Annotated in this window: 11 protein-coding genes; all 11 read right to left on the bottom strand. The window is 43.6% G+C overall.

What is annotated here, in order from left to right:
• Positions 1–23: 23 nt before the first annotated feature.
• Positions 24–1,667, bottom strand: a complete 1,644-nt coding sequence (locus E4N66_RS11660; RefSeq protein ID WP_253728147.1) for a TraB/TrbI/VirB10 family type IV secretion system protein — start codon at positions 1,665–1,667, stop codon at positions 24–26.
• Between the two features lie 20 nt (positions 1,668–1,687).
• Positions 1,688–2,710 carry a TrbG/VirB9 family P-type conjugative transfer protein gene (locus E4N66_RS11655; protein ID WP_253728146.1) on the bottom strand — a complete coding sequence of 341 codons (1,023 nt, stop codon included), beginning with the start codon at positions 2,708–2,710 and terminating at the stop codon, positions 1,688–1,690.
• 23 nt (positions 2,711–2,733) lie between these two features.
• Positions 2,734–3,462 (bottom strand): VirB8 family type IV secretion system protein, encoded by a 729-nt coding sequence (locus E4N66_RS11650; RefSeq protein WP_253728145.1) that lies wholly within the window; start codon positions 3,460–3,462, stop codon positions 2,734–2,736.
• Between the two features lie 57 nt (positions 3,463–3,519).
• Positions 3,520–5,463, bottom strand: a complete 1,944-nt coding sequence (locus tag E4N66_RS11645; RefSeq protein ID WP_253728144.1) for a type IV secretion system protein — start codon at positions 5,461–5,463, stop codon at positions 3,520–3,522.
• 5 nt (positions 5,464–5,468) lie between these two features.
• Complete coding sequence (locus tag E4N66_RS11640) at positions 5,469–6,377, bottom strand: hypothetical protein (RefSeq protein ID WP_253728143.1); 909 nt, start codon at positions 6,375–6,377, stop codon at positions 5,469–5,471.
• On the bottom strand, positions 6,374–8,857 hold the full coding sequence (locus E4N66_RS11635; RefSeq protein ID WP_253728142.1) for a VirB4 family type IV secretion/conjugal transfer ATPase: 2,484 nt from the start codon (positions 8,855–8,857) through the stop codon (positions 6,374–6,376). Before E4N66_RS11635 ends, E4N66_RS11640 begins: the two co-directional genes overlap by 4 nt.
• Positions 8,858–8,954: 97 nt before the next feature.
• Positions 8,955–9,257, bottom strand: coding sequence for an HU family DNA-binding protein (locus tag E4N66_RS11630; protein ID WP_253728141.1), 303 nt, complete (start codon positions 9,255–9,257; stop codon positions 8,955–8,957).
• Positions 9,250–9,504 carry a VirB3 family type IV secretion system protein gene (locus tag E4N66_RS11625; protein ID WP_253672453.1) on the bottom strand — a complete coding sequence of 85 codons (255 nt, stop codon included), beginning with the start codon at positions 9,502–9,504 and terminating at the stop codon, positions 9,250–9,252. Before E4N66_RS11625 ends, E4N66_RS11630 begins: the two co-directional genes overlap by 8 nt.
• A gap of 78 nt (positions 9,505–9,582) precedes the next feature.
• Entirely contained in the window at positions 9,583–9,867 is a 285-nt protein-coding gene (locus tag E4N66_RS11620; protein WP_253728140.1) for a hypothetical protein, read from the bottom strand.
• 28 nt (positions 9,868–9,895) lie between these two features.
• Positions 9,896–10,315 (bottom strand): hypothetical protein, encoded by a 420-nt coding sequence (locus tag E4N66_RS11615; RefSeq protein ID WP_044013480.1) that lies wholly within the window; start codon positions 10,313–10,315, stop codon positions 9,896–9,898.
• A 226-nt stretch (positions 10,316–10,541) separates the two neighbouring features.
• A complete protein-coding gene (locus E4N66_RS11610; protein WP_253728139.1) occupies positions 10,542–11,498 on the bottom strand; it encodes an ATPase, T2SS/T4P/T4SS family in 957 nt (318 codons plus the stop codon).
• Positions 11,499–11,502: the final 4 nt, after the last annotated feature.

The raw sequence follows: 11,502 nt of genomic DNA, 5'->3' as shown, positions 1-11,502 counted from the left end.
ATAACATTAATATATGATGTATATTAATGCCGAATATAGCGGCGAGTGACCGCCGGAGGGGCAACCGGTGGGAGCGCGAGGTTTGCGTTCGTTAAAACATTCACACTCTCACCGGGAGCGATAACAATGGTTGGCTGAATATCAAGGGCACGATCGATAATTTTATCAGCGAGCCGCTTTGTTGCATCATAGGCGCTATTAGTCGCACTATTAAGGTATGAATTTTTTGGTAACTGTTCGACTTTACGAGCCGTCTCTCCGAGTCCGACCGCGGTTGTTAAAAGCATACCGCCTAAAAATGCCCATATATGATGGTCAACCTTTCCGCGTACTCCCGCATAGCCTTGTGCATCGGCTCCTTGCATATTGCCTAGTTCCATCATAAACCCGTCAGGTCGAATGAGTGTTTTCCATGCAATCTGTACTCTGTTTTGCGCGTATGAAACAGACGAATTATAGGAGGCAAAAAGAAGTGTTCCTTGCGGGATGAGCAAAAATTGACCGGTTTGCGAAGAATATACGTTACTCGTTACCCGTGCAATGATGTCTCCGGGTAAATCGGTGTTAATGCCGGTAATAAGAACCGCAGGAATAATCGTACCTTGAAAAATTGAAAAGGCAGAAAGGAATTGTCCCGCATCGCTTGTTCCTTTTCCGCTCGTATAAAAGTTTTCCTTGCCGCTTTGGTTATTCTGAGAATCATAACTATTGATAAAGCCTCCTCGTAAGCCTTGCTGAGAAAGGATTTGCTTCATTAAATCTTCTTTTGCAGGCAGTCCGAATTGTGCATACGGGTTTGTTTGAGAAACAGCTATTGCGGAATCTGTGCCACTTTGATAGGAGCCTTGTGCAGCACTCTGTGCTGTTCTTCCGGTGGGGGTTAAACCTTTAATCCCTTGGATTGGTTTTTGAATTGCGTTATTGCGCGTATCAGGTCTTTTTGATCGCGAAGCTCCACCTCCTACCGCACCTTGATAGGTATAAGTATTTTGTTCGGAAGAGGCAACAGGCTCCTCGTAATAATAGGGACTCGTGTTATCGGGAGGATCTTCTTTTGCAAGGGTTTCAGAAAGGGCGGTGTTTTTCTCTCCCTCTTTTTCATTTCCTTGAGAGAGCGGAAAGTCCGGGACATAGCGTTCTGATGCTTTTGCAATGGTTTTCTTTTCTTCCGGTTTTTTCCGAAATGAAGTGAAAAAGATAAAGATAGAGAAAACAGCGAGAAATAAAATACCCATAACAGTAAAGATCAATTGGCGGTTCAGTTTTAACGCACTTTTACCGCTTGAGAGAGCCTGTTGCGCGGAGTATTTTTCATCTGCATGGACAGCCTCGCTCGATGCTTCTTGCATTTCAGCAGCTGCTTCCGGTACTGGATTTTGCGTATCGAATGCACCTTGCGCATCGTTACCGCTTTCATCAGAATCGCTTACTGGGATTTCACCTGCTCGTTCGTAATCGGATGAAGCGGCATTTTCTTCATCTCCAAAAAAGTCCGCAATAATTTCATCGCCATTTGTCTGTTCGCCGTACGGTGAGCTCTTTTCATTATCACCTGCCGGTTCTCCTGACAGCTCATCGTTCGTAACCGACGCTCCTCCGGTAAACTCATTGCCGGTATCGTTTTCTGCTCCTTCAAGAACGTCGTCAAAGCCGAATATATCACTCATATACTTCATTTCTCCCTGCATTATTTACTTTTGCTTTTGAGCTTTTCAATGATGACTTTCTCTTTATTAAGACGGAGCGTTGCTTTGGTAATGAGCTGGTCGATAATAAAAAGATTACCCTTTACGCGATAATTGATAATGTTTTTGTCTTCAGCAAAAAGGGCGGGCAGCTGTCCGTGCAGCACCTCGTCGTCTACTTCGATATACGTTTTTGCTCCGTCATCGTAGATACGAATAGGGATAAAGGCGGGCTTTTTAAATGGTGAATACTTGATTTTATAATCGAAAGATAAAAATTCAGGAGAAGTACCACTTAAAACGCTTTTAACGGAATTAACCGCATTTTCAGATTTTGCCATAACGTATGGCATGGAAGGCGGATAATTCCACTGTACCATCGCCATGTAATCATCCTTATAGCTTCTCAACTGGAGATGATAGATCCGGCGGTTCGTGATAATAATCATGTTACTTGCAAGCTTTGAATATGACGGCTTTAAAAAAAAGTGCTGAACATCAACTCCGCCTTTTTTACTCACTCCCGCGCCTATTTGCCACACGTCCGGCTCGGAAACAAAAGGCGCTTCCCATACCTCCTCGCCCGGTTCAAGTTCAATATCGGTGATATGGTAGGGCTTACAGTAAATTTCATAAACGAAGCGCTCATCATAATCATAGAGCATCTTTGCACCTGAATATTTTTCAGGCATCCGTAAGGCGCCATCGAGAGCCGCCTTTGCTGCAGGAAGTCCTTTTTGAACATTTTCCCGTGCAAGCGGATCATTTTTTGCTTCAGCCGGCCGGTACACGGGCTTTTCAACATAGACAACCGTTTTTGCAACATCAACTTCTTTTTCAAGAAGTTCAACCAAATGCTTTTCATCTTCGCGTTCGATTGCTTTTTCTTCCTCTTCACGCGTCTTGGCATTTCCTTCGATTGTCCGTTCTGCCGGAATCGGTTCATTGACCAAACGGGTTGTCATACAGCTCGTTGCCATGAGGGCAGCAATAAAAAAAACTGAAATACAATACTTTTTATACATAATAAACTCCTTATGCAAAAAAATTACTCTTTTGAGCTTTGAAGCACGTTGACTTCGGTAATGTCAAAATCGGTAATATAAATACCGAGCGGGTTCGTTTTTTCTTTTCCTTCAGGCGGCTGCATACACGCCATACTGATAACAGCACGGTAGCGGATGCGTGAGGTAATTTGCCCTGCAAGGGTGGTAGTGTTTTGGATATAATCGATTTGATAGGTTTGCGGAGAAAGCTTTAAGGTGCTTTCAAGCAGGATATTTTTCTTTGCCTTTCCGAAAAGCTCAAACGGATGCTTGTCTCGTAAGAGATTTGAGTATTTACTGGCAGCCGTTTCGTTTAACATCGCGTAGCAGTGTGCAATGTTCGCTTTTATAACCGCGCCGTCAGTTGAAAGCGTTCCTGTGTAGGTGATAAAGTCTTCAAGCTGCCGTCTAATGGCGACTTCAGGAACTTTGATGTTTCCGTACGACAGGTGTGAAATGTCTCCGACATACTTTGCTTCTCCGGTTTCAGAGACGGTAATCACAAGCGGTACCGTTGCAGGTCTCGTAATGGCATAAAAATTAACGCCGACAGAAAGAAAGAAGGCAAGTATTGAGCAAAGCGCTACGAAACGCCATGCAATATTGTGTTCATTTTCTGCGCCGATAAGTTCATCGTAATGACGCAAGCCAACTTCAACACCCTTTTTATTAATGTTCCGGTTAAATGGTGTGGTATTAAACCCTTTCGGTAAATAAAATTTACTTCCCATAGTAGTATTCCTTTTTATTCTCCTTAAGAAAAAATTTTTTCTCTTTATAATCCTCTATTACGGAGCCGGAAGGCGCGGCTTCGGTTCAGGTAACGCTTCGCGTGAAGATTCAGGAAGCCCTCTTTGTTCACGGGCTTGCGGTAACGTGATGGTGCTTTTGGTATTTTGTTGCGGTGGAGGCGGCGGTGTGTTTTTCGGTGCATACGCTGCACTCATTGCAGATCCTTGAGCCGCACCGGCATTTCGCCGTTCCGCTAAAAATTCGGCTGCGGTAAGCGACGCCCCTGTCTCAGGATTTTTTGCATATTTAAACGAGCTGTGATTAGCGTCAGGCTGCTTTACGGCATCCATACCGCTTCCGTCTTTACCGCTATAGCGGTTTACAAAGCGAGAGCCGCCTCCTGCGCCTCCTCCGCCATTACCGCCTGCAGAACCTTCGGCATGAGAGAGCCGATGAGCCATACTCTTAAAGCCGGTTTTAATATGGTTTCCAACTGATGCCCTATAAGCCCTATTACCAACAGCTGCCGCTTCATCGGCGCTATACCCTTTCGCGCGTAAATCTTGTACGGCCGCCTGTTTTGCCGCTTTCGCTTCTGTCAGTATTCCCGCTCCTGAGACAACTGTATTCGCTGTCCCCCCGATAAGAGCTGCGCCTCCTTGCTTCATAATCTGCGCTCCCTTACCGGTAACGGCAGCAGCTGTTACCGCAGCTCCTCCGAGCGCCGCGCCTGTTCCAAGGGCCTGCATAAACTCTCCCATCGAAAGCTGCGGGTTTCCCGTTAGAAGTGTCATTGCAATCTGCGGCGCATTTTGCGTTAACACCCAGCTGATAATGATCATAAAGGCGATGTAGGCAAAAACCGTCCAATCAAGCGGGCTTGTCTCTCCCATCTGCGTTCCTGCAAGGTAGAGGTACTGATAAAAGACAAAGAAAATACACAACGTCATCACTAAAAGCTTAATGGCAAAACCGGTGAGAGCGGGAATAATTTTTTGAGCAAAACTCTTTGTTCCGTCAAACAGTAAAAACGGCACAAAGATGATACCGATACTTGCAATAATGGAGTATTCTAAAATGCACATGACGTATTGAATAATGGCAAAAATAGAGCCGACGATAAGACAAAGACAGCACAGCCATGTAAGAAGCGTGTTTCCGATGTCTGCCATCGTTAAATGCACAATACCGATCTTATTCATCGAAAGCCAACCGGCATCTTTTTTCCCTTCTTCCATTTTAACGGTGAGGTAATCCATCTGACGGCTATTTAAAATATTTGCCGTTAAAAGGGCGATGCGTAAAATCGCATTCGGGGAAACAAAGGAACTTGCAACGCTGCCTTTCCCTTTCATCATAACATCAAGATAATATCCTTTGATGAGGTTTCCGTTTTTATCTTTATAATAGGTAGGTTTTAATACGGCGCTCACTGCTTTAATCGTTTTTTCTGCCCATTCGCGGTTTTCCTCCGTAGTACGATATTTATTAACTGCATTGACGTATTGTTCTCTCCCTTGAGAATCAATGATATCTGATCCTACAAGCGGCGATCCGTTTATGTGAGTGTTTTTAAGGCTTTTCATTTGAGGAATTGCTGTAACCGTTAAAACTTCCGCATTTTTCCCCCCCGCTTCAAGAGACTCTGCAATTTGTAAATCATGCTCTGCTTTTTTCAGAAGAACGGTCAGGTTTTCTTGAATCACGTTATCCCCGTCTCCGGCTCTCACTCCCCACTTCGTGACCGTTTTTGCAAGAAGGGTAACCGCCGGATGATAGATTGCAAGAATAAAGAAGAACAGGGCAAACTTAAAAAAGAGTCCTTTCAAGGCTTTTTCCGTCGAAACGGATGCGAACATCAGCTGTAGTGCTGTCCAGCCGATTCCTACGATAGCAAGAATGTAGCCGAGCCATTTTGCAACAGTGAGAAAGTAATAGAAGATGCTCGAAAAATATTCCATCGCATCGAGAAATGGAACGTCAATCCAATTATAATTCATTCCTTTTATTTATCCTCACTTATGATAACAAACATGCTGGAAGGCGTCCCTCTTTTTTGTGCTTCATTGATGGTATTTGCCGTATCGCGGGCAATGTCTTGTTGCGTTTTTTCTCTTTGGGTATGGGTTGCATACAGCGTTCCGATTTGACTTAAATTCGTATTGAGCGTATTTACCTGCTCTCCAAGCAATTTCAACATTGCTGCAATCTGCTGTAAAAGTTCCGTCGGATTTTTACCATTCATCGCAGCAGCAAACACGTCTCCGTATTTTTTTGTCGTCGATTCAATGAGGGCATCCGTATTTTCATCAAGTCCTGCGGCAATCACCCGATCGGCTTGCTTTCTCAAAAATTTTTCCGTCTCTTTGACAAAAACAAAGTTCTCGGGACTGATACCGTATTTGCTCCAGATTGCACGTTTTTCTCTTTCGCTCATTTTTCCGGTGAAACCACGTACCGCGCGGCTCATTTGCTCATTACTCATCCACTCAGCGCCATGCTCAACAAAACGCAAAATATTTTTATTTACATCTCCGGCACCGACTAAATCGGCAATACTGTAACTTACTCCTCCCAATCGAATGTTTTGACTCTGGAGTGCTTCTTTCATGTTCCGTAAGCCTGCCAGCTGCCGGTTGACCGCAGCTCCGGCATTACTAATTTCATTACGGAAATCCCAGTCTCCATCCCATTTTAGTTTTGAAAAATCCCATGTCTTTGCCATCTCGTATGCATGTTGCAGCTGCTCGTACTGTGTCTTGAGCTGTTGAACCGTATTCATCAGTTGATCGTACGTTGCATAAAGGGTATCGATAGCCGTTAACCAATTGTTCGGATCAAAAACCGCCATTTGCGCATGGGTATGAGCTGCGAAAAGAAGAATGGCAAGAATAATACACTGTACTTTTTTCATAGTACGCTCCTTTCATTCAATAATTCAGTGAGTGTTTGCTGATCAAAAAAATGAGTAAATGGGATTCCACGATGTTTTAATATTTCAAAAACAAGATACCGTTTTGAATTCCTTCCGTACTTTTGCTCAAGTAAATCGAGGTAGGCATGGTCGCTTGAAAGAATTGCAAGCTGCCCTTTTTCGAGGTTAAGATTAAACATACGTGTTCCGAGCGAAGATTTATAAAAATAATCGCGCATGGGCTGTGCCTTTGAAATCGCATAAATTTCCGCATCGGTTAAACCGAAATAACGGTATGCTTCTTTTTGAATAGCGTCTTGCGCGCTTCTATCTGCAAGGTAGACTTTTGTCAGGCATGACTGCACAATTTCAGGAGCGATACTTGATCGGCGAGCTGCTTCTACCTGCTGCGTCGCAAAAACGACAAACACATTGTCCTTACGGCACGTTAAAAGCCACTCTTTGATACGAGTCGCAAAAACGGGATTATCAAGATACAGCCACGCTTCATCGAGAATTAAAAGGGTGAGTTCTTTTTTCCGTTTCGGTTTTGCATTCGTTCCTTTCCAAATACGTTCGATGTATTTAAATAAGAAAACGAGTGCAGGGCGAACCGCCTTTTCAGATAAGTCCATAAGGGAGCCCATCTCTATCATTGTCCACTTTGAATACGGAAGCGACGTCTCCGATTCATCAAAGATATTGCCGAACTGCCCTCCTTTCAGGTACGGACTTAAACCGGCTTTAATGTCGTTTATGCCGGTCGTCGGATTGGTGTAGCTCACATAGGTGGTAAAGGTGGTGAGGGTACGATCTTCAAGCGGAATATCTTTCATGAGCTTGAGCGCATCGGTAATGGCGTTCCGCATTGAAGCATCAACGGCAACCGCCTGTTCGCTTAAAAGTACTTCGATAAAACTTGCACACCATAAAATATCTGACGGGGTAGTAAGGTCTGCAAGCGGCTGAAAGCCGATGTCTCCGATACCGGGCTCTGCATAGACGCCGCCTGCGGCCATCGTAACACTGCGTGCACTTTTGCCCTTATCAAATATGATAACGTTACTATCCGGATACTTTAAAAATTGAATGGCAATGAGCGCTAAGATTGTCGATTTTCCCGATCCCGTCGGCCCGAAAAAGAACGTATGCCCAACAGTACCGACATTTAAGTTAAAGAAAAACGGTGTCGCATAATTACTCGAACAGGTTAAAAGAGGCGATGCACATCCTGAAATACTTTCGGTAAAATCATTATGGATAATCCCTGTCCACACGGCAGAAAGCGGAATGATATGGGCAAGATTCCCGCTTGAAATTAAGGGGCGGCGGATATTCGCATAGACATTACCCGGCATCATCGAAAGAAATGCTTCGAATGCATTGGCCGTCTCTTGGATGCTGTTAAACATACAAGCGGCTATTTCACCTTCCAAAATACGCGCTTTCTCTTCCGCTTTCTCAAGATCGCGATCCCATACGGCAAGTGTCGAGGTGTAATAGCCGAACCGGTATAGGTCTGTCATCGCCTCTACCTGTGCAGCAGAAGCGTCTGCTTCAAGGGCAACCGCACCTTGATTTATGCGGCTTGATTCGTGCTTTTCGGTGTACTCAGTCATAATTTGCTTCGCACTTTTTCTTCCCCCATGAAAACGTCCCTGCCACTTGTCGATTTCTTTTAATCCGTCTTTTTTATCAAGACAGATAAAGCGGGTTGACCAGCGGTATTCAATGCCGGTGCGATTAAGCCGGTCAAAAATGGCAGGATACGTTTCTTGCGGGAAATCTTTAATTGTGATAACCGGCACGTAATAGTCTCCGAGCTTTAATGGAATCGTGTTTTCGATATTTGAATCAGTAATAATCTTATCCAAAAACAAAAGGTACTCAGGCGCTTTTAACGGATGCCATTTCAGTGAAACGGACGTGTGAAGGTACGTAAGCATTTCATCGGAATTGAGCGGTTCAATAACAAGCGCACGCTTGAGCGTATCTGTTATTTTACTCGTTACCGATTGAAAACTTTTTATTTCTCCCATAATCGCATCGATGTTGAGCGTGTAACTTCCTTTGCTTTTATCTCCTCCGGAAAAAAAGAAGCGAGTACTGCTTCGTTTTAAATCAGAGGGCAGTTCATACGTGAAGGAAAGGTAATATGAAGAAGCAAAATGCGTATTTTCCTTACCGGCTGAGTAGATGCCTTCCCGTATTTTATCGATAATGTATGCTGCAGGATTGTCAAACTGCGCTGAAGGATACACGGTTGTTTTATACCGTTGCGCCTCAAGTTGTACTGCCCACCTTCCGCCGAGCTGTTTTACAGCGTCATTAAAAAGTGCCGATACTCCTGCAATTTCTGCCGCCGATGCCGATTCAAGATCCGGCCCTGAAAAGGTAAAGCTTTGTAACAGTGCTCCATTCTTTAAAAGAACGAGTCCATCTGCTAACAGTGTCGCCCATGGACACCATGAGGAAAACATATTTTTTCTTTCTTTGTACCTTTTTAAGTCGAACCCTTCAATAAACCGGCGTGGTTTAAAAAGGCTTTTTAATAGGTTTTTCGTTTTTCCACCTCCATTATTTTTTTCTTAACTGTGTTCGTAATGAATGGGCACTTGTAAACTGAAGAATCGAAACTTCTTTTTCCCCTATGTCTTGCCCTGACTGAAAATCTCTACAATGCCGAAATTTCCTTTTTTTCACTTGGAATCGGCCAATGCCGTGGATATACACGGACTTTCCTTCAAGGATTTTTTCACGGAAAAAATCCCGTAAGCACTGGCAACTATAGAGCGCTTCCTGTACGCTTATCCTGCGCTCTTCGCTTAAAGCGAGTGCGAAATCGTATTCACGCAGATCTTCGCCTTCTTCTTTATCCATAGTAAATATCCTGTTGCAAAACCGAATCAAAAAGAATATCCAATAAATATGGATCATGCTTTGCGAGTAATCGCATGAGAAAAAAAAGTGCCGCTGAAACGATTAAAAACCACGCGCCGGTAATCTGTATCATGACCACCGTAACAATTAAAAGAAGGATCGCCGCTTTTGTTCCAATACCAAAAAGCATATCAACCTGTATAAGGCTTCTATGAACCGGTATTGCATAATCACTGATCATTTCCATTTTTTTACACTCCTCATCTTACGAGTATGGAGCGCATTGACGCTTCAATACGCTCCGTTTGTTTCATATCACAGAGGTTTAAAAGATGCCGTTATCGGCTTCTTCACTTTCAAAACTTGTCTCACTCTCAGCTTCTCCTTTTTTCTTTACAGGAAATTTCGAGACCAAAACCGAATCGCTATATTTCCCGTTTGAAAAATCAGGAAGCCCTGAAAGGGCGATGAAGCGGTCAAGAATGATAAAACGTTTTCCGGTTTCATCTTCCATTTCACAGCCAATCCGTTGATACTGTGTTTTTTCTTTTCCGTCCTTATCTGTGTATTGCCGTATCGCAACACATAAATGGGTTACAACTTTCGCCATATTCTTTTTTCTCCTTACCTATAGTCTGTTATGCAACAAGCAGCGATACCGCTTGTACTAAGCCTCCGAGCTGGTCGGCGATATTTTCGTTTCCGTTGAAGAAGAAATTAACAATGTCTCCGGCACTCATAAGTAATAAAACGCCCATCATCCACGGAATGTATTTTTTGATAAGCCCCGGCTCGTCACGACCGACAGTAATTGCCCGTATACAAATAATGATAAAAGCTACCGCGCAGAGGGCTTTCATCCAAAAACTCGTAAAGATGCCCAAAATCAATCGAGCATAATCATCAAGCTTTCCAATGCTTCGCCCGCTATCTGCATAGGCGCATACAATTGAGATGAAAAAAACAATACAAAATGCGATTATTTTTTTCCCATTCCCTGTCCGTTTAGAGGACAGCTTTGTGCTGTGTGAAAGTTTTTCACGCACTTTCTTTTTCATGTAACACTCCTTAAAATTACAGCGCGCGATATACTGCAATGATATTAATGTTATTACATCAATATTATTGCAGAAAAACGTGCTGTTTATCGACACATTGAATACTTCATTGATATGAAGCTCTGCCATCATCTGCCCATATACCTACCGTATCTGTGATAGCGCAGACTTTATTACCGTACAGTCTATAATACTATAATATATTGCGGTTATACCATCAATAGCATCATGAAGAAATGCGCTGCATTTCCTTGATGTATTCATCAAGTCCGCTTATCGACGTATCGAGTATTTCGGTGACCTTTGGTCCCGTTTCCGTTGCAGTCAAATGCACACATACGTGTATTGCATCCGATACAGGAGGTAATGAGCCAATAATGACTTCCCGTAAAAGCCCTTGAATACGCGCAAGCATGAGCGGTGCGCTTTCTGCATGAATAGTCGTAGCATTTCCCGGATGCCCGGTCTGCCATGCCTTCAAGAGCTCATTAGCGACACTGCCGTAACGTAATTCCCCAAAAATAATACGGCGCGGCTTCATACGCATTGCCGAGGCGATTGCTTCGGAAGCTTCCTTTGAACTTGTCAAAAGAAAATGCGCATCATGTGCCGTACACTGTAATTCAGGGACATCTTCAATAATGAGAAACCGGTCATCGGGCGTGTATTCCACCATCTTGTGTAACACGGCATTTAAAAATGTGCTTTTTCCGCTTCCGGTCGCTCCTCCGACCATAATGTTTTTTCTCGCTTTAATTGCTTTTGTCACTACGTCATACTGTTCCTCCGTCATAAATGCTTGATCAACATACTGCTCAAGCGTAAATATTTTTTGCGCAGGACGGCGGATATATACTTGTGTCCGCTTTGTCCACGGCGGAAAGACCGCTTGGATACGTGCATTGTAATGAGGAATAACACCTTCAAGCGTTGGAATACGCGAGTTTTCAATCTCTTTATGGAGAACCGTCGCAAGACTTCGCGTAATCCGCTGTGTCTGTCCTTCCGTAAGATATATTCCGGTAAATTCTTTTCCTTTACAAAATTTTTCTATGACAATTTCCCCATCGGAAAGGGTTGCAATATCGGTGACTTCACTGTCAGCAAGATAACACTCAAGCGGCTGTAAATCCCGCATAAGGTTATCATATTGTCGTTTTAATCGAATATCATCATCGCTCATACTG

The sequence above is a fragment of the Treponema sp. OMZ 857 genome (genome assembly GCF_024181085.1).
Taxonomy (GTDB): Bacteria; Spirochaetota; Spirochaetia; order Treponematales; family Treponemataceae; genus Treponema.
Note: the sequence above shows the minus strand (reverse complement) of the source record. Positions and strands in the feature narration are given on the sequence as shown.